This is a genomic window from Microbacterium sp. RU1D (genome assembly GCF_900156435.1).
In the GTDB taxonomy this organism is placed as follows: Bacteria; Actinomycetota; Actinomycetes; order Actinomycetales; family Microbacteriaceae; genus Microbacterium.
The window spans coordinates 1,189,460-1,213,785 of the sequence record NZ_FTPQ01000001.1; the positions used below are offsets into that span (position 1 = coordinate 1,189,460).

Consider the following 24,326-nt stretch of genomic DNA (forward strand, 5'->3'; position numbering starts at 1 on the left):
AGTCGGCGGGTGCGTCAGGCGAGACGGGCCGCGAGATCCATCGCGTCGTGCGGAGCCCGGCCGCGCGCGTCGTTGTCGAAGTACGCGTACACGTCGCGGGGGATGCCGTCCGGGGAGCCGTCGAGGAAGCCCCGGATCCGTTCGGCCCACGCATCGAGCTCCTCGGCCGTGTAGCCGCTGGCGTACAACTCCCGCGAGCCGTGCAGGCGGATGTACACGTGGTCGGCGGTCACCGTATCGAAGGCGGGCCACCGCCCCGCGGTGTCGGCGTGCACCAGCGCGACACCGTGCGCGCGCAGCACGTCGGCCGCTCGCTGGTCGGCGAAGGACTGCGCGCGAGGCTCCAGGGCGTGTCGGAGGGGCACCTCGGCATCGACCTCGAGGAAGGTGCGCCCCTCGAGGCGCTCGTCGTGCTGCCGGGCGAGGGCGAGGGCTTCGCCGGTGGTGCGGGGCAGCTGCGCCAGGAACGCGTCGAGCTCGGCGGCGTCGAATTCGACGCGCTCCGGAAGCTGCCAGAGGAAGGGACCGAGCGTGGGGCCGAGCGCGAGCACCCCCGAGGCGAAGAAGTTCGCGAGCGCCGTGCCCACGCCGTGCAGGCGGAGCATGTGCGTGACGTAGCGCGACCCCTTCACCGCGAAGACGAAGTCGTCGGGCACCTCGCTACGCCACCGCTGGTAGCTCGAGGGGCGCTGCAGCGAGTAGAACGAGCCGTTGAGCTCGACGCTGCGCAGGCGCTCGGCGACATACGCGAGCTCGCGCCGTTGCACGAGCCCGCGCGGGTAGAAGTCGCCGCGCCACCGCGGGTAGCGCCACCCCGAGATGCCGACGTACGCGGTCGCGGTCAGGCGTGACCGTCCGCCGCGGGGAAGCCCGAGTCGGGCTTGACGGCGTCGCCGGTGTGGTCGTCGAGGTCGACGTGCTCCTCGGCTTCGGCGGCGTCTTCACGGACCTCGTCGGTGACGGCGTCGGTGGGCGCGGCGGAGTCGGCGCGGGCGTCGTCGGCGTGGCGGGAGGGGATGTCAGGAGTGCTCATGTCTCCACGGTGCTCCTCCGCGCCGGTCGGACGAACCGGCTTGACACGACACGGTCGCGTCAGTCGCCGGCATCCGGGATCGAGGACTGCACCGCCGGCCACGCCGGAAGGGGATCGGCGAAAGACACCCACGTCGTCGGCCCGGCGGCCAGCTCGCCGTCCGTCAGGGCGGCCGCATCGAGGAGGTGTGCGAGGCGCGGCGCCGACAGGTCGAGACCAGTGAACGCGATCTCCTGGCCGAGGCCCATACGGCCGTCATCGGCGCCGAGGGGTTCGATCCACATCGCGGAGCCGACGTGCTCCCAGCGGGCCAGGATGCCGGGACGCGAAGCGAGACGGCAGAACCCCGCCGAGCGGACCAGGCGCCCGGCGGCTCCGTCGTCGAGCCGGTCGAGAGCGGCGGACAGGCGCTGCGGGTGGAACGGTCGCACCTGCTCGTAGACGAGCGTGGCGACGCGGTTGTCGCGCATGTAGGGGTCGTGCGCACCGTTGAGGGCGCTCACCCACCCCGCGCGTTCGAGCAGCTCGCCCTCGTGCGACGCCGGCGATCGCAGGTCGGCCAGCGGGTCCCGCGAAAGCCGCAGCACGGCGGTGGGGTTCAGGTGCGAGGCCAGCGCCATCTGCACGGCGAGGGCATGCGTGGGGACCTGGTCCCAGTTGATCCAGACAATGCGGGTCGCCAGCTCCAGCGCGAGCGCGGCCTGGCGGGCTCGGGCGCCGACGTCGCCGCGGGTGTCGCCGGCTGTGACGGATGCCGCCAGGGCGGCGTCGTCGAGCAGATCGCCGACCATGTGGCGAGCGTCGACGATGCAGACGGCCTCGACCTCGGCTCCGCCGCGGGCGACTAGCGCATGGATGAGGTCGACGTCGGTACCGAAGTCGACGACCGCGTGCGCGTCCGATGCGCGCGGTCGCGGGGTGGGCAGGGCGTGGGCGGCACGCAGGTCGGCGAAGCGCAGCAGGTGAAGCGGGCGCTCCAGGGTGACCGCGGTGCGTTCCGCGTACGCCCGACGTTCGGGGGCGCACACGCCCATGATGGCGATCGTGCGGGGCATGGCATCCACCTCTCGTTTGTCTCGGGATGGGCAACACCCTAGCCTGTTATTGAGAACGGTTATCAAAAGGAGGATGCCATGAAGGTTCGCGCATCGATCAAGTCCCTGAAGAAGCAGCCCGGCGCGCAGGTCGTGCGCCGGCGCGGCAAGGTCTTCGTGATCAACAAGCTGAACCCGCGGTTCAAGGGGCGCCAGGGGTAGGCGGGCCTGCCGGGGGCCCGCGCGAGGAGGACGGGAAGGATCCTCACCCGCTCTGCGTGAGCCCGGTGACGAGGTTGATGGCTACAGCCACCACGAAGGTTCCGAAGAAGTAGGACAGAAGTGCGTGCCCCATCGCGATGCGGCGGGAGGGCGTCGACGATTGCGTGATGTTGCTGGCGCTGTAGGCCATCCCGATCGAGAAGGCGGTGAAGGCGAAGTCGCTGTACGCCGGGTCTTCGTCCTGGTCGAAATCGAAGCGGTGGGTGTCGTCGATGTAGTACATGCGGGCGTACTTGAACGCGTAGACGGTGTTGACGAGCGCCCAGGCGGCGACGACGCCGACGACGGCGAGGATCGCGGCCGTCGCCCCGACGAGGTCCTGCTGCTGACTGCGGATGAGCGCGAAGACCACGAGGATCACGCTCAGAAGAGTGGCCGTGATGATGAGGGCGTCGACCAGCTTCCTCGACCGGTCCTCGTGCTGCGCGAGGGAGCGCGTGCGCGCGCTGTCGGCCGGCCAGGCCCGCGACCACGCCCAGACGAGGAACACCGCCGCGGCGGTAACCCACCCGAGGAGGGGTGAGAGCTCGGGGACGCCGAGGAGGACGGCGCCCAGGGCGACCAGCAGTCCGGCGATGGCGCCGATACCGGCCTTCATCGAGAGGTGGGACATGTCAGGGCCTCCGGTTCGGTTCCAGGTGGTTCGCGCGGACGCGCTGTTCGGCCCTCATGGCGTGCGAGCCGGGGTGAGGGGGATGTAGAGCCCGGCCCGCTCGGCGCGCACCGCCGCCAGCGCGCGGGAAGTGGCATCGAGCTTGAACAGGATGTGCTCGAGGTGCGCGGCGACCGTGCGGGGAGCGACCCCGAGGGCACGAGCGATCTCGAAATTCGAGCATCCTTCGATCACATGGCCCAGCACCTCCAGTTCGCGCGGCGTCAGCCCCCGCAGGTGTCGCGCGGGGGAGAGGACCACGACCCCGCACGCGATGGAGTCGAGGTCCTGCTCGCAGGCCAGCACGGTGACCCGCTCATACCCGTCGGGCGCGTGTCGGGATCCGCGCGGCCACAGGAAGGCGGCGTACGTGCGCCCCTCGTCGAGAGCGTCGCGCGCCGCGTCGACGAGATCGGACCGGGCGTGGAGGAGGTCGTCTCCGCAGAGGCCCGGAAGCGGAGCGACGCCGCCGTCGGGCAGGAGGATCACGCCCGCATGCGCTCCGCTTACGAACGCGACGGACGCCGCGAGCGACCGGACCGGGTCGATGCCCGCGGCGAGCTCGGGAAGCAGGCGGCCGAGCTGCCGCCGCAGCGTCGGCGAGGGCGGTTCCGTACCCCGGAACAGGACCGTCACGAATCCGACGTGCCGCCCGCCGTCCTCGAAGAGAGCGACGGACAGCGCCTCGTGGAACCCCGCGGGGGTGAGGCACTCGGCCCACGTCTGCAGATCCCTCGCCGAGGGCGGAAGATCGGACAGGCTGGTCGGCGGTCGAACGCGGTCGGCTCCGGTCAACTCGATGTCGCGCGCCATCTGCGGACCGCTCAGATATCGGACGCTCGACGCGTCGAGATCGGTGCTCGCCAGTGACGTGCACCCGGTTCCCCCGGGCTCGGCCAGGGCCATCCACGCGCCGTCGAACGGGATGTGATGGTGCAGTTCGTCGAGCATCGCCTGGGCCCGTTCGTGCACGCGGCCCGGACGCGCTGCGATCTCGGCGAGGTGGAGTGCGGCGTCTCGCATCACGGGTCGACCACCTTCGCGTCATCGAGGAGCGGAGACCGCGGCGGCATCCGCGGCTCTTGTGACCGAGGTACCACGCGCACCCCGACTTTGACCACGGCCTGGCGCGCGGTCCGGATGGGTCGATCTGCCGATGGTGGCGCCCGCGCGCCGGGAGTGACATGGAGATGTCGTCGGGCGCACGGCTCGCGGCTCATCCGAAGACACGTCACTCACGGGAGGAAACGAACATGAAAGCAGTCGTGTACGACGGGCCGCGGCAGGTCACGGTGAAAGACGTTCCGGATGCGCGTATCGAGCGCCCCACCGACGTCCTGGTGCGCATCACGACGACCAACATCTGCGGATCGGATCTGCACATGTACGAGGGGCGGACCAGCTTCGAGACGGGGCGGTGGTTCGGTCACGAGAACATGGGCGAGGTGATCGAGGTCGGCGCCGGCGTCGACAAGGTCACAGTCGGCGATCACGTGGTGCTGCCCTTCAACGTGGCGTGCGGGCACTGCAAGAACTGCGAGCGCGGACTCACGAACTACTGCCTCACGGCCCAACCCGTCCCGGAGTTTGCCGGCGCGGCATACGGGTTCGCCGACATGGGGCCGTGGGCCGGCGGTCAAGCCGAGCTGCTGCGGGTCCCGTGGGGCGATTTCAACTGCCTGCGCCTGGGGGAGGATGCCGAAGAGCGGTCGAGCGACTACGTGATGCTGGCCGACATCTTCCCGACCGGGTACCACGCCACGGAGATGGCCCGGGTGAAGCCGGGGGATCAGACGGTGATCTACGGCGCGGGACCGGTGGGACTGATGGCGGCGCTCTCGGCCACCATCAAGGGCGCCGCAAAGGTGATGGTCGTGGATCGGCATCCGGATCGGCTGCGTCTGGCGGAGTCCATCGGGGCGATCGCGATCGACGACTCTCAGGTCGACCCGGTGCAGGCGGTGCTCGACCAGACGATGGGCTTGGGCGCCGACAACGGCTGCGAGTGCGTCGGCTATCAGGCGCACGACTCGGGCGGTGACGAGCAGCCGAACCTCACGCTCAACCGCCTGGTGCAGTCGGTGCGGTTCACGGGCCGTATCGGCACGGTCGGCGTGTTCATCCCGCAGGATCCGGGAGCCGCCGACGACCTGGCGAAGCAGGGGCAGGTCGCCTTCGACATGGGACTGTACTGGTTCAAAGGCCAGACCATGGGGACCGGGCAGGCGCCGGTGAAGAAGTACAACCGGCAGCTGCGCGATCTCATCGCCGCGGGCAAGGCGACGCCGTCGTTCATCGTCAGCCATGAGTTGTCGCTCGACGAGGCGCCCGACGCCTACGAACACTTCGACAATCGCGACGACGGGTGGACCAAGGTCGTCCTCAAGCCCGAGAAGGCGGCCTGATCATGGCGGGCAAAGCGGCTGCGGCCGTCGGCGTCGGGGTCGGCATCGCGGGGGTCGCCGCGGGCCTCGTGGCGCGGACCCTCGTGAAGAAGGAGCGCGAGTCCGACGGCGATGCGGAGCACCCCGAGGGGTGGAAGGCGGTCACGATCCTCGGTGATGCCGACGACTTCCCGAGTGGCGGGTATCCGGACCCGCTTCGAGCGGTAGCGGATTCCCTCGAGATCCGCGTCCGACCCGCCCCGGGCGACAAAGGCTTCGAGGTGCATGCTCGCGTGCGCTCGGACACCGAACTCGCGAGCGGGCAAGACCCGGGCAGAGTCCTCCGGACAGCGCTTCGGGATGCCAAACAGGTGTTCGAGACGGGGGAGATCCTCCGCGCGACGCCGAGACCGCACGGGGAACGCCCGCCGACCCCGCTCGGTGGCGCGGTCGACAAGGCGGAGGACGAGGCAAAGGGCGAGGGTGTGCTGTGAAGGCTCTGTGTTGGACCGGCGTGAACGAACTGTCGGTCGAGAACGTCGAGGATCCCGGCATCCTGAACGCCCACGACGCCGTCGTCAAGGTGACGCTCAGCACGACGTGCGGGTCGGATCTGCACCTGCTCGGCGGCTACGTCCCCACCATGCGCGCCGGTGACGTGCTCGGGCACGAGTTCATCGGCGAGATCGTCGAGGTGGGCTCGGCCGTCACGAGGCACAAGATCGGTGACCGTGTCGTCGTCTGCTCCTTCATCAGCTGCGGGAAGTGCTGGTACTGCCGCAACGAGCTGTACTCGCTCTGCGACAACGGAAATCCCAACGCGGGCATCCCCGAGATGCTGTGGGGTCAAGCTCCCGGCGGCTGCTACGGCTACTCCCACGCGCTCGGCGGGTGGGCCGGCAGCCATGCGGAGTACATCCGCGTGCCCTACGCCGACCAGGGGGCCTTCCCCGTCCCGGAGGGCGTGAGCGATGAGCGGGCGCTCTTCGCCTCGGATGCCGCCCCCACGGGCTGGATGGGAGCGGACCTGGGCGGTGTGCAGCCCGGTGACACCGTGGCGGTATGGGGTGCGGGCGGTGTGGGCCAGATGGCGGCCCGCGCCTCGCTCCTGCTCGGCGCGGAACGCGTCATCGTGATCGACCGGTTCCAGGAGCGGCTGCGACAGGCGGAGGAAGTGATCGGCGCCGAGACGTTGAATTACGAGACGAGCGAGGTCACCGCCGAGCTGCGCGAATTGACCGGCGGCCGCGGCCCCGACGTGTGCATCGAGGCGGTCGGGATGGAGGCTCACCACGACGGTCCGGATTTCGCCTACGACCAGCTGAAGCAGCAACTGCGTCTGCAGACGGATCGGCCGACGGCCGTACGCGAGGCGATCTTCGCGGTCCGGAAAGGTGGGAGCCTCTTCGTCCTCGGGGTCTTCGGCGGCTTCGTCGACAAGTTCCCGCTGGGAGCGGTGATGAACAAGGGGCTCACCCTGCGGTCGGCGCAGCAGCACGGGCACCGGTACATCCCCATGCTGTTGGAGCGGATGCAGCGCGGCGAACTCGTGACCGAGCATCTCGCGACCCATGTCCTGCCGCTCGATGAGGGGCCCGAGGGGTACGCGATGTTCAAGAAGAAGACCGACGGGTGCGTGCGGGCGGTCTTCCGCCCCTGACACCCTCTGCGTGCGGAGGGCCCGTCTCGGATTCGGGGGAGGCGAGCCTCTCGCGCGTTCCGCGAGCCCGCGCCGATCAGACCTGCACGCGGAAGGAGCGGCCCTCGAAGGTCACGACGTCGCCGGCCTGCAGTTGACGCCCGCGGCGGCGGTCGATCTCGCCGTTGACTTGCACGTACCCGTCGATGATCGCCACTTTGACGTCTCCGCCCGAGTCGAGGATCCCCGCGAACTTCAGGAACGGTCCGAGGCGGATCATCTCACTGCCGACGGAGACGTCCTGGGGTGCGGGGGAGGTCATTCCTCCAGCATGGCAGGTGGTGGGGGACTGACGCCCGTGCGCGCGGACCCGGCGACGGGGAAGCGGACGCGACGGCGGGAGTCGAACCCGCCACGCCTCCGGTTATGAGCCGAGGCCCGGGACCGCCCGGATCGCCGCGATGTGCCCCCACGCTAACCCCGACAGCCGACACGGCGGAGGCTCGTTGCGATGCATGACGGGAGGTGTCGCGGTGTGTCGCTCAGCCCCCGCGCCGCCCGTCGATGATCGCCCGCGTCGAGTGCTCGAGGTGCGCCCGCACGGCGCGCTCGGGGTCGCGCAGCGCCTCGGTCACGTAGGAGCGGTGCTCCTGCGCGAGTCCGCCCGGGGCGTACGCCGGCCGCACGTGCGTGAGCAGGAGGTGCATCTCGGAGTCGAGGCGGCGGTACTCCTCGGCGATCCGCGGGCTGCCGGAGGCGTCGACGAGGGAGAGGTGCACGCGCGCGTGCGCGGCGAGCGTCGCCGTCCAGTCGCCCGACACCTCCGCCGCGGCGAGGTCGTCCAGCGCAGCGTCGACGCCGGGGGGATGGATGCCGCGGTCGCGGACGATCCGCAGCGCCTCGGTCTCGAGAGCGCACCGCAGCTGCTGCAGCGCGATGAGGGCGTCGTCGTCGAGCAAGGAGACCCGCACGCCGCGGTAGGGCTCGGCGGTGGCGAGTCGCTCGGCCGTGAGCCGCGCGAGCGCCGTGCGCGCCGTATGCCGCGAGACGCCGTAGGTCGCGCTCAGCTCCTCCTCGCGCAAGGGCGTGCCCGGAGCGAGCTCCCCCGACAGGATGCCGATGCGAACGGCGTCGGCGACGACGTCGGCCGTGCGGGGGCCCGGCGCCGACGCGTCAGGCTCGGGCCGTGGCATCCGGGACCTCCTCGCGCCGACGGGCGGGAGCGGACACCACGACAAGGCCCACCGCGATGAGCGCGAGGCCGAGGGTGCTGACCGGAGTTAGCTGTTCGTGCAGCACGAGGAGGCCGAGCAGGGTGGCCGCGAGGGGTTCGGCGAGGGTGAGGGTCGACACGGTCACCGCGCTGAGGCGGGCGAGGCCCCACCCGAAGAGCAGGTAAGCGATCGCGGTCGTGACGACGCCCAACCAGAGGGCCAGCGCGAGGCCGTGCGGCGTGAGCAGCCACGACGTTCCCGCAATCACGAGGATCGGCACGCTCGCGACCGCGGCGACGCCGAAGACGGTCCCCATCACGCGCGTGGAACCCCACCCCCTGTCGATCAGCGCTTTGCCGCACACCGTGTAGAGGGCGTACGACACGCCCGCGCCCACCGATCCGAGGAGGCCGCCCGGGGAGAGCGCCACGGTGCCGCCGGTCACCCCCGACACGAGGACGACGCCGGCGAGGGCGATGGCGGTGGCGAGCATCCAGCGCGCGGAGGGGGCGCGGCGCAGGCGCACGGCATCCACGATCCCCGTCGCGATCGGGGCGGACCCCAGCGCGACGACCGTGCCGATGGCGACGCCGTTCTCGCGCGTGCCGAGGAAGAACAGCGGTTGGTAGGCGAGTACGCCGAGCGCGCCGAGCGCGATCAGGGTCGCTGTCGACGCCCGCGATCCCGACGCGGGGCGCGACGGCGATCGTCGCGCGAGGGCGAGCAGGCCCAGGATGCCGCCGCCGACCACGATCCGCGCGGCACCGACCGCGATGGGCGAGGCGTCGACCCCCGCGAGGGCCTGCGCCGTGCCCGTCGTGGAGAAGCACAGCGCGGCAGTGAGGATCGCGAGGGCGGGGAGCATGGGTGGATTGTTACACAATCCTCGGCCGGGTGTCAGGGTCGGAGGGCGGACACCATCGAGCGCAGCGCGTGGCGGGCCGCCTGCTGTTCGACATCCGTCATCCCGCTCAGCATGCGGCGCTCGACCTCGCGCACCGCTGCGCTCGCCGCCTCGAGGGAGCGGCGACCCTTCGGCGTGAGACGTGTCGGCAGCGCCTTGCCGGAGGGCGGTGTCGCGGATCGCTCGACGATGCCGTCGCTCTCGAGGGCCTGCAGAAGCACGTTCATCGACTGGCGGGTGACGAAGGCGCCGCGCGCGAGGTCTGAGTTCGACAGGCCGGGGCGTTGAGCGAGCAGCTCGAGGCACGAGTAGTGCGTGATCGTCATGCCCAGCGGGCGGAGCACGTCTTCCATGGATGCGCGCAGAGCGCTCGCCGCCTCCTTCAGCAGGTAGCCGAGGGAGGTGTCGAGGTCGATCCGCTCTTGCGTCATGTCAGTATTTTGACATACGCTACTTGTCAGGTAACTGACATACAGAGGAGTTCCCATGCCCGCCACCGGTCCCGACTTCATTTCCCTGCAGGTGCGCGACCTCGCCGCGTCCCAGGCGTTCTACGAGCGCTACCTGGGCCTCGAACGCTCGCCCGCCGGCCCGCCGCACGCCGTCGTGTTCACCACGGCCCCCATCGCCTTCGCGCTCCGCGACCTCGCCCCCGGTACCGACCTGACCGGCGTCACACAGCCCGGCCTCGGCGTCGCGGTCTGGCTGCACGCTACCGACGTGCAGACGATCCACGACGCGCTCGCGGCCGACGGGCACCGCATCGTCATGGACCCGATCGACGGCCCCTTCGGCCGTACCTTCACCTTCGCCGACCCCGACGGCTACCACGTCACCCTCCACGACCGCGGCTGAACGGTACACGGGATCGCCCTCGAGCCGGCGCGGCGTTGCCGTCGTGCCCGGTTCGGTCCGGGGCGACGCCGCGTCGCGTCGAGGTCATCCCGCGCCGACGGCCCCGGTGCGGGGGTCTTCTCGGCGCGGCGCTCACCGCCGCGCCCGCCCCGTGCGGACGCTCAGGCGGCGCCGGGTAACGTTGACCCATGGCGACGACGACGGGGCGAGGAATGCTGGCCCTGGGCACCGCCGGCATCCTCCTGGCCCTCGGCGCGATCATCGCCGTGCTCGTGGATCCCTTCACACGCGTGCCCACGACGGTCGATTCCACGACCGAATGGCTTGCGCGTGTCCTCCTGGCGCTCGGCGTCGCGTGGCTCGTCATCGGCATGCTCGCGGCCCGCACGCGCCTGGTCCGCCGACCCGGGGCCGCCGCCGCCCGTGCGACGTGGATCGCCTCGACGCGACCGTGGCGTGCCCGGGAGTCGAGCCTGGGTCTGCTTCCGCTGGATCGTTGGCTCATGATCCTCGTGCCCGGCGGGCTGCTCGTCACCACGCGCATCGTCCAGACCCCGCGCGACGGGCTGTTCGGGGTCGCCATCGCGGTCCTCGGGTGGCTCCTGTTCGCCACCGCGGTGCGGCTGCTGCTCGGGCGTCGATCGCCGTGGCCCATCATCGCCGCGGTCGGAGGGGCGCTCGTGCTGCGCTGCGTCGTCGCACTCCTCGCCGTGGCGCTCTCGGGCCCCGACGGCGTCTGGCCGACGCTGTGGTCGGCGCCGGCCGCGCGCATCCTCTACCTGATGGTGGCCTTCGCCCTGCTGGCGTGGGTGTTCGTCGTCGCGGGGTGGTCGCTCGCCCCGCAGCTCGGCCGACCCCGGGCGGCCGGCATCGCCTTGGCCGGCGTGGGGATCGGCACCGCGCTGCCCGCGGGCACCATCGCCCTGGCGGGCGCCGGCGACGCCCTGCGCTCCTGGAACGAACAGGTCGGCATCCTGCCGTGGGATCTCGCGCGCCTCACCGGCATGCGCGACGGCGCGTTCCCGATGGAGCTCGTCGGTGTCGCGGCCGCGATCGGCGTGATCGCCACGGTCGTCGGCATCCTGCTCGCCCTGCCGCGCCGCGTGTACGAGCGCCGCACGCGCTGACGCCCACGCGCGCTGACGACGGGCTCGCTGACGCTGGGCTCGATGACGACAGGCACGCGCTGACGCCTCGCGCGATGAGGCCTCTCGTTCTGACGTCCCCACGCCGAAGCCGTGCGCTCCGATGACGGGCGCGCGCGAGTCGCTCGCTGTCGCTCAGCGACCGAGCGTCTGATCGAACGGTCCGCCGCGGCGGATGTCGCGCACCTCTTTGCCGAGCGGGAAGAGCGACACCGGCACGAGCTTGAAGTTCGCGATGCCGAGCGGGATGCCGATGATCGTCACGCACAGCAGGAGGCCGGTGATCACGTGCTCGAGGGCGAGCCACCAGCCCGCGAGAACGACCCACACGACGTTGCCGAGGGCCGACCCCAGGCCGGCGGTCGGCTTCGACACGATCTCGCGGCCGAACGGCCAGAGCGCGTATAGCCCGATGCGGAACGAGGCGATGCCCCACGGGATCGTCACGATCAGGATGCAGAGCACGACCCCCGCGGTCAGGTAGCCGAGGAAGAGCCAGAAGCCCGACAGCACGAGCCACAGGACGTTGAGGATGAGGCGCATGCGACCATCATCGCGGCTTGCGACGGGGTACCCCACGGGTTTGACAGCGCCCGCCTAATCGAGCGACGGCGGTGGTGCAAGCGCCCTCCGCACGTCGCCCCGGGCGTCTAGCGTGGAGATTCCGAGGGAAGGAACCGATCATGTCCGACGTCACCCGCGCCACCCCCGAACGTCGCGTCCTGTCGAGCTTCAGCGACTACACGGGGGCGCAGGCCGCCGTGGACCGCCTCTCCGACGCAGGCTTCCCCGTCGAGCACACCGCCATCGTCGGTCACGGCGTGCGGATTGTTGAGCAGGTCACGGGACGCCTGACCCGAGGCCGTGCAGCCCTGCTCGGCGCCGCCTCGGGCGCCTGGTTCGGCCTGATGATCGGCGTGCTCATCGGTCTGTTGAGCGTGGGCGGCTTCCTCGGCTTCGTGCTGCTCGGCCTCGTGCTCGGCACCGTCTGGGGCGCGGTCTTCGGCTTCGCGGGGCACGCGTTCACCGGCGGGCGTCGCGACTTCTCGTCGGTGCAGGGCTTCGAGGCCGAGCGTTGGGACGTCACGGTGGATGCCGAGCACTTCTCGCGCGCGCAGTCGCTGCTGTCGTCGGGCGCTGCGGGCGAGGGACGGGCGTAACGCCGGCGTCCCGGGTGAGGGCCGGGCTCAACGAAGGCGTCCGGGTGGCGCTAGTGGGCCGTCGCGCCGGGTACTGAGGTGTCGGGCGCTCTGCGGCCCGGGTCGCGGATGCCGCGCGTGGCACGGGCCGGCGGGCGTGGCCGCGGGGCTGTTCGCCGTGAGCGCGCCGACGCCGCCGGCCGGCGGGTCCGATGTCGGAGCCCCCGCCTAGACTTGGACGCGCCATGACCGACGCCTCCACGCCCCTCATCGTCGGCGGTTCCGCACCGTCGGCCGCCCGACCCGACGCCGATCTGCTCGAGGGGCTGAACGGTCCGCAACGGGAGGCCGTCACCTACCGCGGCCAGGCGCTGCTCATCGTCGCGGGCGCCGGCTCGGGCAAGACGAGCGTGCTCACCCGCCGCATCGCCTCGCTGCTGCGCACGCGCGAGGCGTACCCCAGCCAGATCCTCGCGATCACCTTCACCAACAAGGCCGCGGGCGAGATGCGCGAGCGCGTGCATCAGCTGATCGGGCAGAAGGCCGACGGCATGTGGATCTCGACGTTCCACTCCGCGTGCGTGCGCATCCTGCGCCGCGAGGCGGAGCAGTTCGGCTTCACCAAGTCGTTCACGATCTACGACTCCGGCGACTCACGGGCGCTCATCAAGCGTCTCGTGAAGGAGCACGAGGGCGACTCCTTCGGCCTCACCCCGGCCGGCACGCAGAGCCGCATCTCGAAGCTCAAGAACGAGCTGGCGGATGCCGAGTCGTACGCGCGCTCCGCCAACATGAGCGACCCCGCCGAGCGGATCTTCGTCGAGATCTTCTCGTCGTACCAGCGCGAGCTGCAGCGGGCCAATGCCTTCGACTTCGACGACCTCATCGCGCAGACCGTCTACCTCTTCCGCGCGTTCCCGCAAGTCGCCGACGTCTACCGAAAGCGGTTCCGGCACATCCTGGTCGACGAGTATCAGGACACGAACCACGCGCAGTACGCGCTCATCCACGAGCTGACCCGGCCCCCGGGGTCCGACGCCGAGCCGTTCTCCTCCGGCGGCATGATGATCTTCGACGCCGAGCCGGCCGGAGAGGATGCGGCGTCCCTCACCGTCGTCGGTGACTCCGACCAGTCGATCTACGCGTTCCGCGGCGCCGACATCCGCAACATCAGCGAGTTCGAGCGCGACTACCCGGGCGCCAAGGTCGTGCTGCTCGAGCAGAACTACCGCTCGACGCAGAACATCCTCTCGGCCGCCAACGCCGTCATTGCGAACAACTTCGATCGCAAAGACAAGAAGCTCTGGACCGATGTCGGCGCTGGAGACCCCATCATCGGCTTCACCGGCTACTCGCAGCACGACGAGGCGCAGTTCGTCGCCGACGAGATCGAAGCGCTGCACAAGAAGGGCGTCGATTACTCCGGGGTGGCGGTGTTCTATCGCACCAACTCGCAGTCACGTGCTCTGGAAGAGATCTTCATCCGCTCCGCGGTGCCCTACAAGATCATGGGCGGCACCAAGTTCTACGAGCGCGCCGAGATCAAGGACGCCCTCGCCTACCTCGTGGCGGTCGCCAACCCGGCCGATTCGATGGCGCTGCGCCGCATCCTGAACCGACCGCGACGCGGCATCGGCGACGTGACCGAGACGGCGATCGCCCGGTACGCGGCCGAGCACGACATCACCTTCCGCGACGCCCTGGCCAACTCGCCGCAGCTCGGCGTCGGCCCGAAGCTGCAGAAAGCCATCGACCAGCTCGACGCGGTGCTCACCGAGGCCACGGCGGTCATGCTGCCGACATCCGGAGAGCTCGCCCCCTCCACCTCGGTCACCCAGGGGCTCACGCTGCTGCTCAACAAGAGCGGCTACTTCGACGCCCTGCGCGCCAGCAAAGACCCGCAAGACGAAGCGCGCCTCGAGAACCTCGACGAGCTCATCGCGGTGACGCGCGAATTCGCGCGCAACAACCCCGAGGGAACGATCATCGACTTCCTCACCGAGGTGACCCTCGTGGCGGATGCCGACGACCTCGACGACGCGTCGGGCTCGGTCTCGCTCATGACCCTTCACACCGCGAAGGGCCTCGAGTACGACGCGGTGTTCCTCACCGGCGTCGAGGAAGACCTGCTGCCGCACCGCATCTCGGCCAACGAGCCCGGCGGGCCGCAGGAGGAGCGGCGCCTGTTCTACGTCGGCATCACGCGTGCCCGCAAACGCCTGCACGTCTCGCTCGCGATGACCCGCGCGCAATTCGGCGAGGTCACGGTGGCCATGCCGAGTCGGTTCCTGCAGGAGATCCCCGCCGACCTCATCGACTGGCGCCAGTCGCCCGGCGACGTCAACGGCCGCGGCGGCTCGCAGTCGCGCGCACTCAACGCGCGCGGTCGGCGTCCCGGTCAACCCGGCGGCGGCAACCGCTACGGCGACGACCTCGTCCCGCTGCCCAAGCGCGCGCCGGCCGACCCGAGCAAGTTCCCGAACCGCATCCCGGCGAAGGTCCGCGACAACGGCGACATGCAGCTCGCGGCGGGCGATCGCATCCGCCACGACGACTTCGGCGAGGGTCGCGTGGATGCCGTCACCGGCGAGGGCGCGAAGCGCGTGGCGCACGTGCGCTTCGACACCGTGGGGCCGAAGAAGCTGCTGGTGAAGATCGCGCCGATCGCAAAGCTGTAGCCCGCGTTCATCGTGCCGGGCGCTGAAGTTCCGGTTTGGGGCGCGATTCTCCGTTCGGGGCGCGAAATCGTCCGCCCCGAACGAAAAGCCGCGCCCCAAACCGCCGGGGATGCCCTCGCCCGCCGCCACGCTCCGGGCCTGGCCCCCGACCCGCCCGGATAGGCTGGCGGAATGGCTCTCTTCTCGCGCCGCAAGAAGTCCGACTCCGACGACGCATCGGTCGACCGGCCCGACACCACGATCGAACCGGGCGAGCAGCCCGTCGATCCCACCGGCCCCAGCGACGCCGCTCCGGCCGCCGACACGACCCCGGAGGCCCCGGACGCCGCAACGCCCACGGTCGGCATCTCGATGTCGTCGTTCCGCGGGGTGGGTGCCGGCCCCGAGCCCGCGCCGTCGCTGACGAACGCGCCGCCGGTCGCCGCGCGGCCCTCGGCCCGTCAGCCCGGTCCGATGGAGGCCCCGGAGGCTCCTGAGACGGTGCAGGGCCTGCGCGACAACGCGCTGCTCGGCAACGCCCTCGCCGAGATCACGGGGCAGCCCGAGCCCGCGCAGCTGCTCAACGTCGCCCGCCAGTTCTTGCAGGGACACGTGTTCCTGCGCGTGAAGGGCGACGCCCGCGCATTGCTCGCCGAGGGCAAGGACCTCCCGCTCGCCGTCGCCAACCGCGGTGACGAGCAGCTCGTGCTCGCCTACAGCGGCGGCCTCGCGCTTCGCGCGAGCGTCGAGGCCGACGGCGACCACGACACCTCCGCGATGGGCCAGCCGGTCATGGCGCTGCTGCGCCACGTCCTGTCCGGCCCGTACGCCGGCATCGTGCTCGACCCGGCATCCGGCGACAACCGCGCCGTGCTGCCGAAGGCGCTGCTCGAGCGCATGGTCGCCGAGGTCGACCCCGAACTGCGCATCAAGACCGCCCTGTGCGACGCGCGCACCGACGAGACGGTCCCCGCGATCGTCGACGCCATCATCGCCGAAGCGCCGATGTGGATCGCCGTGAACCGCACCGAGGAGGGCGGACCGATCGGCGTCGCCGAATCGCGCTCGGCCGCGGGCGAGCGCTTCCTCGAGGTGTTCAGCCACCCGCTCGAACTCCTCGCCCTCGGACGCGGCGACCAGCCGCTGCCCATCAGCCGAGCGCAGCTGTCGAAGGCCCTCGCCAGCGACCCCGCGCTCACCGGCATCCTGGTCGACCCGGCCGGGCCCTGGATCCGCCTCACGCGCGAGCAGCTCGCACCCGTCATCGACCTCGCAGAGAAGGATGCCGCCGCCGCGGAGTCCTGAGCACTCGACGACAGCGGGCCGCCCCCGTCCGGGGAGCGGCCCGCTGTCGTTTCTCAGGAATGCAGAGCGGCCTGGCCGTCACACCCCGTACAGCTCGCCGACGGGAACCGCCACCGGCAGCACATTCCCCGCGGGGGCGAGCGGGCACGCCCACATCGGGTCGTACGCACACGACGGGTTGTACGCGAAGTTGAAGTCGATGACGAGGCTGTCGGGCGCGGATCCGCGGCCGAGGTCGGCGCCCTTGATGGTGTCGAGCAGGTAGCGTCCGCCGCCGTACGTGCCGCCCGGCCGGCCGGCTGCGGCGTCGCGCACGGGCACGAACAGTCCGCCGCCGTACGACGTCAGCCGCCACACGTCGAGGGAGCCGGTGTCGGGCAGCTCCACGCGGCCGATGCGCTCGAAACCGACCTCGCCGTCGGTCCCGGTGGTCGCGACGAACGACGCCTCATCCGCGTCGAGCAGCGGCACCTCGAAACGCCACACCGCGTCGTAGGGGGCGAGGGGAAGCCCCTCGAACCCGTCGCGCTGCTCCGGGAGCAGGGGAGTGGCGGGGTGATCGGCGAACAGCGCGTCGCGCTCGATGCGCCAGAGCTCGTGGGCGTCTTCGGGATCGTCGGCTTCGCGCACGGCGTCGTACAGCGCGAACACGCGGCGGCGCCAGTCGGCGATGTCGAGGGCGGTGCGGGCGGCGGCGGTGGTCATGTCTCGAGCGTAGGACGGGACGGGATGCCGGGGCCCGGGGTGGACACGGACCCCACGGCGACCCCGCATCGCAACGGGCAGACACGGCGCCCGCGCGCGCGTTAGCGTCGGCACATGGCATCCCCTCGCATCACCCTGACCGTGCCGGGCCCCGACGGCGACCGCGAGGTCGGCATCTCGAACCCCGACCGCGTGCTCTGGCCGGAGGTCGCGATCACCAAGCGCGAGCTGGCCGAGTACCTCATCGCGGTGGGCGACCCGTTCATCGCGGCGAACGGGCACCGGCCCGTGTCGCTCGAACGTTTCCCCGAGGGCGTGGGCGGCGAGGCGTTCTTCTCGAAGAACCCGCCGAAGGGGGCGCCGGCCTTCGTCGAGGCCGTGACAGTCACCTACAACAGCGGGCGGCGGCATCCGCAGCTCTTCCTCGGCGAGATCGCCTCGGCCGTGTGGGCCGCGCAGATGAACACGATCGTGTTCCACCCGTGGGCCTCGCTCGCGAGCGACCCCGACCACCCCGTCGAACTGCGCATCGACCTCGACCCGCAGCCGGGCACCGGCATTGCGGAGGCCGTCACCGCGGCGCACGAGCTGCGGGTCGTGCTGCGCGAGGCGGGCCTCGAGCCCTGGATCAAGACGAGCGGCAACCGCGGCCTGCACGTGTTCTGCCCCATCGAGCCCACGCACGAATTCCTCGACGTGCGGCACGCCGTCATCGCCGCCGCGCGCGAACTGGAACGACGGATGCCGGATGCCGTGACCACCAGCTGGTGGAAGGAGGAGCGGGGCGAACGCATCTTCGTCGACTTCAACCAGGCCAACCGCGACCGCACGATGGCCGGCGCGTACTCGCCCCGGGCTCTGCCCACCGCGACCGTGTCGACCCCGGTGACCTGGGACGAACTCGACGGCCTCGACCCCCTCGCGTTCACGGTGCGCTCCGTGCCGGAGCGGTTGGCATCCATGGGCGATCCGTGGGAGAACTTCGCCGCTCAGCCCGGACGCATCGACACGTTGCTGGAGTGGTGGCAGCGCGACGTCGACAACGGACTCGGCGAGCTGCCGTTCCCACCGGAGTTCCCGAAGATGCCCGGCGAGCCGCCTCGCGTGCAGCCGTCGCGGGCGAAGACGCCGGCGGAGTGACGCGGGGGAGCGGGTCGGGCCTGACGGCCGGGTCGCTCCGCAACGGGCGGCACGGTCCGACGCGCCGCGCGTTCCGCTGCCGGGCGCCGCGGGGGCGATCGCTGCGGTCCGCCTCAGCCGCCGGACGCCAACGCGTCGCCGGCGGCGCTGCGGTAGTACAGCACCGCCCGGCCGTAGCGGGCGCGGTTGAGCAGGCCGGCGCGTTCCATCACGCGCAGGTGCTGGTTGATCGCGGACGTCGAGACGTCGAGGCGCAGAGCGAGATCCGTGGAGGATGCCGGCTCGCCCAGCGCCGCGAGAAGGATCGAGCGCGTGCGCCCGAGGAGATCGGAGACGGCGTCGGGCTCGGGCTGCGTGCTGCGCGACCACATCGCGCCCTGCCCGCGCGCGGGATACATGACCGTGGGCGGGAGGTCGTCGTCGATGGGGGTCGAGACGCGGACCGTGAACATCGAGGGCACGAGGGTGAGGCCGTCGCCGAGCACGGGACGGCGGCGGATATCGGGGTTCCACAGGCGCACGTCGAGGTGGCGGCCGTCATAGCGGGCGGCATCCGAGAGACCGTTGAGGACGGCGCCCATGCCCGATTGCGCGGCGATGCGTCCGCGGTACGCGATGTCGGCCCGCAGCACCGCGCTCATGCGCGCCCAGTGCGGGGCGAAGCAGAGATCCCACGCGGTGGCCAGCGCGCGCTGCAGACGGGCCATGACGAGGTCGTGCCGCCCGCGGAACACCGGGGGAATCTCGCCGTGGACGCGCTCGAGGTCGGCGACGAAGCGCGCTCGGGGGATGCGCCCGAGCTTGAGCAGTTCGTCGTCGAGCGAGGTCAGCGGCGACGACGGGCGGGGGTTGACGAAGTCCGCCGTCCACTTGCGGTCGTTGACGAGCGCGAGCAGAACCTCGAGGTCGAGCAGAGGGCGCACCGACGCGATGCGCTCGAGCCACGGTCGCTGGAGGGGGAAGCCGTCGGGCTGCGACAGAGCGCGGAGCCCGAGGCCGAGTTCCGACAGCGGCGAGATGCCGAAGCGGATCGCCGAGATGTCGGCGGCCTCCATCTCGTACCGGATCATGAAGCTCCACGCTACATCTATTGAGCGCACGCGCCGCGCCTGGATCAATGAGGGGGTGACCAGTACGATCCCGACCGTCCCCCTGAGAACCCTCGTGCAGACGGATCGGACTCTGCGCCGCCTCCTCACCGTCACCCTCGTCGACACGCTGGGCCGCGGGGCATTCTTCACGCTGACGACGCTGTACCTGACTCTCATCGTGGGCCTCGAGCCTGTCACGGTCGGCATCGGCCTCACGATCGCCGGGGCGGTGGGCGTCGCGAGCTCCCTGACATTCGGACACCTCTCCGACCGCCTCAGCGCGCGGAGGATGCTCGTCGTCCTGCACATCGTGCAGGGCGCGGCGCTTATCGGTTACCTCTTCGTCCGCGACCTCCCGACGCTGGTGATCGTCGCCTCCCTCGTCCTGCTCGCGCAGCAGGGCGGGGGGAGCGTGCGCTCCTCGGTCGTCGGGCGGGCGTTCCGCGGCGAGGACCGGGTGCGCATCCGCGCGACCATGCGGACCGTCACGAACGTCGGCATCGGTGTCGGCACCGCGGTCGCCGCCGTCCCCCTCGCGCTCGGCACGCCGTTCGCCTTCCATTTGACGATGACGATCGCGGGGTCGCTCTTCCTGCTGTCCGCGGTGCTCGTCGCCGGTCTCGATCCCGAGCGCGTCGACCTCCGCCGTGAGGTCCCGGATGCCGAGACCCCGTCCGCCGCAGCGGTCGCTGTCGTGCGGAGTCCCTACCGCGACCCGCGCTTCCTGTGGCTGACCGTGCTGATGGGGGTTTTCGGCATCCAGTTCGGGGTGTTCGAGATCGGTGTGCCGCTGTGGGTCGTCGCGCACACGATCGCCGCCGATGTGGTGGTCAGCCCACTGCTGTTGGTCAACACGGTCGTCGTGGTGCTGCTGCAGGTGCGGATGAGCCGCGGGACCGGAACGTTCCGCGGGGCGGGGCGCGCGATGACCCGCGCCGGGTGGCTCATGGTCGCCGCGTGCGCCCTGTGGGCGGGAGCCGGGTGGGTCCGCGGTGAAGGGTGGGGGCCCGCGACGGCGGTGATCGTCGTGCTGCTCGCCGCGGCCGTGGTCCACTCGCTGGCCGAGATCACCTCGAGCGCGGCGGGCTGGAGTTTGAGCTTCGACCTCGCGCCGCAGGAGCGCATGGGCAGCTACCAGGGCGTCTACGGCACGGGATATGCGGTCGGAGCGATGATCGCGCCGGCCGTCGTCACCCTGACGGCGATCGACCTCGGTACCGCCGGGTGGGCGATCCTCGCCGCGATGTTCGCAGCGGCCGCGGCCGGCGTCGTCGTGATCGCCCGGCGGGCGGCGGATGCCACGGAGGTGCGCTGAGCGGAGGCGGCGATGTCGAGGCGTCAGTCGAGAACGTCGCCCAGGTCGTAGGAGGTCACCGCGTCGAGCTGCGCGAAGGTGCACGAGCGGGCGTCGCGGTCGGGACGCCACCGGTCGAACTGCACGGTGTGGCGGAAACGCATCCCCTCGAGCTGGTCGTAACGCACCTCGAGTACGCGCTCGGGACGAAGCCGCACGAACGATACGTCTTTGGAGGCCGAGAAGCGCGAACGATCGGTCTCGCCGGTGACGGCGGCGCCCTCGTCATCGCGTTCGACGTACGGCTCGAGCTCGTCGATCAACTCGCGGCGGCGTTTGTCGGTGAAGGCGGACGCGCCACCGACACCGTGCAGGCGACCGTCGTCGTCGTAGAGTCCGAGCAACAGCGAGCCCACGCCCTCGCCCGACTTGTGGATGCGGTACCCGAGCAGCACGACATCGGCGGTGCGGGCGTGCTTGATCTTGAACATCGTGCGCTTGTTCGGCGCATAGGGCTGCGCGAGCGGCTTGGCGATCACCCCGTCGAGACCGGCGCCCTCGAACTCGGCCAGCCACCGGCGCGCCAGGTCGGGATCGTCGGTGGTGCGGGTGACATGCACCGGGTGCGGCACGTCTCCGAGCAGGTCGACCAGCTGCGCACGACGCTCGGCGAACGGCTCTCCCTGCAGGTCGCGCTCGCCGCGGGCGAGCAGGTCGAAGGCGATGAACATCGCCGGCGTCTCCTCGGCGAGCATGTTCACCCGAGAGGCCGCGGGGTGGATGCGCTGCGACAGCGACTCCCAGTCGAGCCGCTGTGCCCCGGCCTCACCGCGCGCCACGACGACCTCGCCGTCGATGAGGCACGGTTCGGGCAGAAGGCGGGCGAAGGCCTCGACGAGCTCGGGGAAGTAGCGGGTGAGGGGCTTCGCGCCCCGGCTGCCGATCTCGACGTCGGTGCCGTCCCAGGAAACGAGTGCGCGGAAGCCGTCCCACTTGGGCTCGTAGCTGAAGCCCCCGGCGACCTTGGCGTGGTCGGGAACTTCTGGCACCGATTTCGCCAGCATCGGTGCGGGAATGTCGTGGGCCATCGCGGTCAGCTCTCGCCGCCCTCGTTGCCTGACAGGGGCACGGGCTTCCGGCGCCTCTTGCGCCGCGCCCACTCGGCCGGTTCGTCGGGGCCGTTCCACACGGTGATGATGCCCCAGACGACCGCCGTGAGGGGCACGGCCAGCAGGGTGCCGAGGATGCCGCCGATCGCGGTTCCACCGGCGAGCACGACCAGCACGACGAACGAGTGCAGCTTCATCGACCGCCCCATGAGGACGGGCTGCAGGAAGTTGCCCTCGAGCTGATTCACGAGGACGACGATGCCGACGACGATGAGGGCGACGACCCATCCGTTGGTCACGAGGGCGACGAGCGCGGCCAGGATGCCGGCCGTCACGGCGCCGACGATCGGGATGAACGCGAGCAGGAAGACGAGCACCGCCAGCGGCAGCGCCAGCGGAACGCCGAGGATGGCGAGCCCGATGCCGATGCCGATGGCGTCGACGGCGGCGACCGAGGCGGTACCGCGCACGTAGGAGCCAAGGACGGTGACCGTCTTGTCACCGATGCGGCGCGCGCGGTCGTAGTCGCTCCCGCGGAACGGACGGAGCACGAACTCCCACATGCGGGGTCCGTCTTTGAGGAAGAAGAACAGGATGACGACCATGAGCACGAAGCCCGTGACGAACGACGCGACGGCGCTGACGCCCGCGAGCGCCCCTGTGCCGAACTGCGCGCTCGTGACGAAGTCGGTGATGCCCTCAACGGCCTGGTTGATCTGGTCGGGCGAGATCGCGAACGGCAGGGTGTGGTACCAGTCCTGGGCCTTCTGGAAGCCCTCGACGGCCTGCGAGCTGAGCGTGTCCCACTGGTTGATCACGGCGTTCACGACGAGCCATCCGAGACCGGCGAGTACGACGACCACCGCGAGCAGCGTCAGCAGGGTGGCGACCACGGCGGGGACGCCCTTGCGTCGCATCCACATCGTGACCGGCCCGAAGGCCGACGCGAAGATGAGTGCCAGGATCAGCGGGATGATGACGAGCGTCACCTGACGGATGCCCCAGATCACGCCCGCGACGAGCACGACGACGATGATGATCTGCACGGCCCGGATGGCGAGGCGCCCGAATCCGTCGGCCCAGAGGCTCTTCGGCGGCGGCTGCACCGCTTGCGCGACGGACGTGACGGCGTTGCGCGGCGCGGGGTGGCGAGAGAAGAGGCCCATGCGATGACGTTAGCGGGAGGTTCCGACATCGCCCGCGCGGGTTGCGCGGCTCAGGGCTGCGGATTAGGGCTCCGTGTCACCCGTGGCGCAGGATCCCGCGCGGCCCCGCGGGGGCTCGGCGCGCGCGGCCGCCCCCCGCGGCATCCGCGGTCAGACGAACGCGCTCATCCCGGTGATGTCGCGGCCGAGAAGCAGCGCCTGCACGCTCTCGGTGCCCTCGTAAGTGTGGATCGCCTCGATGTCGGCCATGTGCTGCATGACGCCGTTCTCGAGGAGGATGCCGTTGCCGCCCAGCAGGTCGCGCGCGATCGCCGCCACCCGGCGGGCTGCGCGGGTGTTGTGGTACTTCGCGAGCGAGGCCTGGGTGGGGCGCAGACCCCCCGAGGTCTCGAGGTCGGCGAGGCGGCGGCAGTACAGCTGCATCGCGGTGAGCTCGTCGAGCATCTGGGCGAGGCGCTCCTGCACCATCTGGAACTTCGCGAGGGGCTTCCCGAACTGCATGCGCTCGGTGGCATACGTCCGCGCGATCTCGTAGCAGGCGGTGGCGTGACCCAGCGCCGACCACGCGACACCCGAGCGGGTGGCGAAAAGCACGACCGACGCGTCCTTGAAGGTGCGGGTGCCCGGCAGCACGGCATCCGCGGGAAGACGCACGTCGTCCATCGCGATGTGGGCCTGATGGATGCCGCGCAGCGACACCTTCCCGGTAATGACGGTGCCCGTGTAGCCCGGGGTGTCCTGCTCGACGAGGAAGCAGCGCACGTTGCCGTGGTCGTCGCCGCCCTCGTCGTCGATGCGCGCCCAGACGAACGTGATCCCGCCGGAGGCGCCGTTGCCGATCCACTTCTTCGTCCCGCTGAGCGACCATCCCTCGGCGGTGCGGGTGGCGGTGGTCTCGAGTGAGACGGAGTCGGAGCCGTGGTCGGGCTCGGTCAGGGCGAACGCGCCGAGGACGATGCCGTCGGCAAGGGGCTTCAGCCAGCGCTGCTGCTGCTCGGGGGAGCCGTAGAACGCCAGCGTCCGCAGCGCGAGGCCGCCCTGCACGGCGAGAGCCGTCGCGAGCGAGCCGTCGTGCCGCGAGATCTCCATGTTGACCAGTCCTGCGGCCAAAGGAGAGGTGCGCGGAAGATCGGGGTGCTCGATGCCGTCGGTGAACAGCTCGAGCTCGCCCATGCGCCGCACGAGGTCGATCGGATACGTCGCGGCATCCCATTCCCCCTGCATGCGCGTGCCGACCTCGTCGGCGAAGGACTTGGCGGCATCCCACGCGGCGCGGTCGGCGTCGGGGATGTCGGCGAACACCGCGTAGTAGTCGGTGTCGCGGCGGCCCAGCAGGTCGTAGTGGGCGACGCGCTCTCCGGGGAGGGCGCGGGCATCGGCGTCGATGGTCATGGTTCCCAGTATCGCTCACGGTGGGACCCGGTGTCATCCTCGAGGATGAGAGCTCGTTGCCGTCGACCGGGGGTCTTGCATTTCAATTCATCATTCGTATGATGTTTCGAAGTGCAGCCGCACACCCCGTTCACAAGGCCGTGATCGAAACCGCGAGTCGCGCGTCCGGGACATCCCCCCTCCTGA

General features: G+C 70.9%; 26 protein-coding genes and 1 tRNA gene. 11 read left to right on the top strand and 16 right to left on the bottom strand.

The features are described from left to right. Positions 1–14: 14 nt before the first annotated feature. The 3 genes from B0B15_RS05430 to B0B15_RS05440 are packed head-to-tail and all read right to left on the bottom strand — an operon-like array spanning position 15 to position 2,088. Positions 15–845, bottom strand: coding sequence for a DUF72 domain-containing protein (locus B0B15_RS05430; protein ID WP_076673897.1), 831 nt, complete (start codon positions 843–845; stop codon positions 15–17). Beyond that, entirely contained in the window at positions 842–1,033 is a 192-nt protein-coding gene (locus B0B15_RS05435; RefSeq protein ID WP_076673899.1) for a hypothetical protein, read from the bottom strand. The genes B0B15_RS05430 and B0B15_RS05435 overlap by 4 nt, the downstream gene beginning before the upstream one ends. A gap of 59 nt (positions 1,034–1,092) precedes the next feature. Beyond that, on the bottom strand, positions 1,093–2,088 hold the full coding sequence (locus B0B15_RS05440; protein ID WP_076675202.1) for a GTP-binding protein: 996 nt from the start codon (positions 2,086–2,088) through the stop codon (positions 1,093–1,095). A gap of 78 nt (positions 2,089–2,166) precedes the next feature. Between B0B15_RS05440 and ykgO the strand changes: the two genes are divergently transcribed. Continuing rightward, positions 2,167–2,289: a type B 50S ribosomal protein L36 gene (ykgO, locus tag B0B15_RS05445; RefSeq protein WP_056226526.1), complete on the top strand. Its 123-nt coding sequence runs from the start codon at positions 2,167–2,169 to the stop codon at positions 2,287–2,289. Between the two features lie 43 nt (positions 2,290–2,332). Here the strand turns inward: ykgO and B0B15_RS05450 are convergent, their stop codons facing one another. Next, on the bottom strand, positions 2,333–2,962 hold the full coding sequence (locus tag B0B15_RS05450) for a DUF1345 domain-containing protein (protein WP_076673901.1): 630 nt from the start codon (positions 2,960–2,962) through the stop codon (positions 2,333–2,335). 54 nt (positions 2,963–3,016) lie between these two features. Further along, positions 3,017–4,024 carry a helix-turn-helix transcriptional regulator gene (locus B0B15_RS05455; RefSeq protein WP_076673903.1) on the bottom strand — a complete coding sequence of 336 codons (1,008 nt, stop codon included), beginning with the start codon at positions 4,022–4,024 and terminating at the stop codon, positions 3,017–3,019. A 230-nt stretch (positions 4,025–4,254) separates the two neighbouring features. On the opposite strand from B0B15_RS05455, the gene B0B15_RS05460 reads away from it, so the two are divergent. From B0B15_RS05460 to B0B15_RS05470, 3 genes are read left to right on the top strand one after another with little or no spacing between them, the layout of a single operon-like run. Then, a complete protein-coding gene (locus B0B15_RS05460; protein WP_076673905.1) occupies positions 4,255–5,406 on the top strand; it encodes a glutathione-independent formaldehyde dehydrogenase in 1,152 nt (383 codons plus the stop codon). A gap of 2 nt (positions 5,407–5,408) precedes the next feature. Continuing rightward, a complete protein-coding gene (locus tag B0B15_RS05465) occupies positions 5,409–5,879 on the top strand; it encodes a hypothetical protein (RefSeq protein WP_076673907.1) in 471 nt (156 codons plus the stop codon). Beyond that, positions 5,876–7,045, top strand: a complete 1,170-nt coding sequence (locus B0B15_RS05470) for a zinc-dependent alcohol dehydrogenase (protein WP_076673909.1) — start codon at positions 5,876–5,878, stop codon at positions 7,043–7,045. The genes B0B15_RS05465 and B0B15_RS05470 overlap by 4 nt, the downstream gene beginning before the upstream one ends. A 76-nt stretch (positions 7,046–7,121) precedes the next feature. Here B0B15_RS05470 and B0B15_RS05475 read toward each other — a convergent pair whose 3' ends face one another. The 5 genes from B0B15_RS05475 to B0B15_RS05490 all read right to left on the bottom strand — a co-directional run bounded on the left by B0B15_RS05475 (position 7,122) and on the right by B0B15_RS05490 (position 9,573). Further along, complete coding sequence (locus B0B15_RS05475) at positions 7,122–7,346, bottom strand: RNA-binding S4 domain-containing protein (RefSeq protein WP_076673911.1); 225 nt, start codon at positions 7,344–7,346, stop codon at positions 7,122–7,124. 66 nt (positions 7,347–7,412) lie between these two features. Further along, positions 7,413–7,485 (bottom strand) — tRNA-Met (locus B0B15_RS16465). An 81-nt stretch (positions 7,486–7,566) separates the two neighbouring features. Beyond that, entirely contained in the window at positions 7,567–8,217 is a 651-nt protein-coding gene (locus B0B15_RS05480; RefSeq protein ID WP_076673913.1) for a GntR family transcriptional regulator, read from the bottom strand. Continuing rightward, complete coding sequence (locus tag B0B15_RS05485) at positions 8,198–9,103, bottom strand: DMT family transporter (protein WP_076673915.1); 906 nt, start codon at positions 9,101–9,103, stop codon at positions 8,198–8,200. Before B0B15_RS05485 ends, B0B15_RS05480 begins: the two co-directional genes overlap by 20 nt. Positions 9,104–9,135: 32 nt before the next feature. Then, positions 9,136–9,573 (bottom strand): MarR family winged helix-turn-helix transcriptional regulator, encoded by a 438-nt coding sequence (locus B0B15_RS05490; protein WP_076673917.1) that lies wholly within the window; start codon positions 9,571–9,573, stop codon positions 9,136–9,138. A gap of 55 nt (positions 9,574–9,628) precedes the next feature. On the opposite strand from B0B15_RS05490, the gene B0B15_RS05495 reads away from it, so the two are divergent. Then, positions 9,629–9,997 carry a VOC family protein gene (locus tag B0B15_RS05495; RefSeq protein WP_076673919.1) on the top strand — a complete coding sequence of 123 codons (369 nt, stop codon included), beginning with the start codon at positions 9,629–9,631 and terminating at the stop codon, positions 9,995–9,997. A gap of 188 nt (positions 9,998–10,185) precedes the next feature. Beyond that, the gene (locus B0B15_RS05500; RefSeq protein ID WP_143016337.1) at positions 10,186–11,124 is read left to right on the top strand and encodes a hypothetical protein; all 939 of its coding nucleotides are present in this window, start codon (positions 10,186–10,188) and stop codon (positions 11,122–11,124) included. Between the two features lie 153 nt (positions 11,125–11,277). On the opposite strand, the gene B0B15_RS05505 is transcribed toward B0B15_RS05500, so the two are convergent. Continuing rightward, positions 11,278–11,685 (bottom strand): YccF domain-containing protein, encoded by a 408-nt coding sequence (locus B0B15_RS05505; RefSeq protein WP_076673923.1) that lies wholly within the window; start codon positions 11,683–11,685, stop codon positions 11,278–11,280. A 140-nt stretch (positions 11,686–11,825) separates the two neighbouring features. On the opposite strand from B0B15_RS05505, the gene B0B15_RS05510 reads away from it, so the two are divergent. From B0B15_RS05510 to B0B15_RS05520, 3 genes are all read left to right on the top strand, one after another. Further along, the gene (locus B0B15_RS05510) at positions 11,826–12,302 is read left to right on the top strand and encodes a YflT domain-containing protein (RefSeq protein ID WP_076673925.1); all 477 of its coding nucleotides are present in this window, start codon (positions 11,826–11,828) and stop codon (positions 12,300–12,302) included. A gap of 224 nt (positions 12,303–12,526) precedes the next feature. After that, complete coding sequence (locus tag B0B15_RS05515; RefSeq protein ID WP_076673927.1) at positions 12,527–14,959, top strand: ATP-dependent helicase; 2,433 nt, start codon at positions 12,527–12,529, stop codon at positions 14,957–14,959. Positions 14,960–15,130: 171 nt separating this feature from the next. After that, entirely contained in the window at positions 15,131–16,243 is a 1,113-nt protein-coding gene (locus tag B0B15_RS05520; RefSeq protein ID WP_076673929.1) for an SseB family protein, read from the top strand. Between the two features lie 78 nt (positions 16,244–16,321). Here B0B15_RS05520 and B0B15_RS05525 read toward each other — a convergent pair whose 3' ends face one another. Further along, a complete protein-coding gene (locus tag B0B15_RS05525; protein WP_076673931.1) occupies positions 16,322–16,948 on the bottom strand; it encodes a DUF1684 domain-containing protein in 627 nt (208 codons plus the stop codon). 114 nt (positions 16,949–17,062) lie between these two features. On the opposite strand from B0B15_RS05525, the gene ligD reads away from it, so the two are divergent. Next, positions 17,063–18,088 carry a non-homologous end-joining DNA ligase gene (gene ligD, locus B0B15_RS05530; RefSeq protein ID WP_076673933.1) on the top strand — a complete coding sequence of 342 codons (1,026 nt, stop codon included), beginning with the start codon at positions 17,063–17,065 and terminating at the stop codon, positions 18,086–18,088. A gap of 113 nt (positions 18,089–18,201) precedes the next feature. Here the strand turns inward: ligD and B0B15_RS05535 are convergent, their stop codons facing one another. Continuing rightward, positions 18,202–19,158, bottom strand: coding sequence for a DUF5937 family protein (locus tag B0B15_RS05535; protein ID WP_076673935.1), 957 nt, complete (start codon positions 19,156–19,158; stop codon positions 18,202–18,204). Positions 19,159–19,213: 55 nt separating this feature from the next. Between B0B15_RS05535 and B0B15_RS05540 the strand changes: the two genes are divergently transcribed. Then, positions 19,214–20,494: an MFS transporter gene (locus tag B0B15_RS05540; RefSeq protein ID WP_176776577.1), complete on the top strand. Its 1,281-nt coding sequence runs from the start codon at positions 19,214–19,216 to the stop codon at positions 20,492–20,494. Between the two features lie 23 nt (positions 20,495–20,517). Here B0B15_RS05540 and B0B15_RS05545 read toward each other — a convergent pair whose 3' ends face one another. The 3 genes from B0B15_RS05545 to B0B15_RS05555 all read right to left on the bottom strand — a co-directional run bounded on the left by B0B15_RS05545 (position 20,518) and on the right by B0B15_RS05555 (position 24,140). After that, positions 20,518–21,561: an ATP-dependent DNA ligase gene (locus B0B15_RS05545; RefSeq protein WP_076673937.1), complete on the bottom strand. Its 1,044-nt coding sequence runs from the start codon at positions 21,559–21,561 to the stop codon at positions 20,518–20,520. Positions 21,562–21,566: 5 nt separating this feature from the next. Then, positions 21,567–22,748 carry an AI-2E family transporter gene (locus B0B15_RS05550; protein WP_076673939.1) on the bottom strand — a complete coding sequence of 394 codons (1,182 nt, stop codon included), beginning with the start codon at positions 22,746–22,748 and terminating at the stop codon, positions 21,567–21,569. Positions 22,749–22,898: 150 nt separating this feature from the next. After that, on the bottom strand, positions 22,899–24,140 hold the full coding sequence (locus tag B0B15_RS05555; protein ID WP_076673941.1) for an acyl-CoA dehydrogenase family protein: 1,242 nt from the start codon (positions 24,138–24,140) through the stop codon (positions 22,899–22,901). Positions 24,141–24,326: the final 186 nt, after the last annotated feature.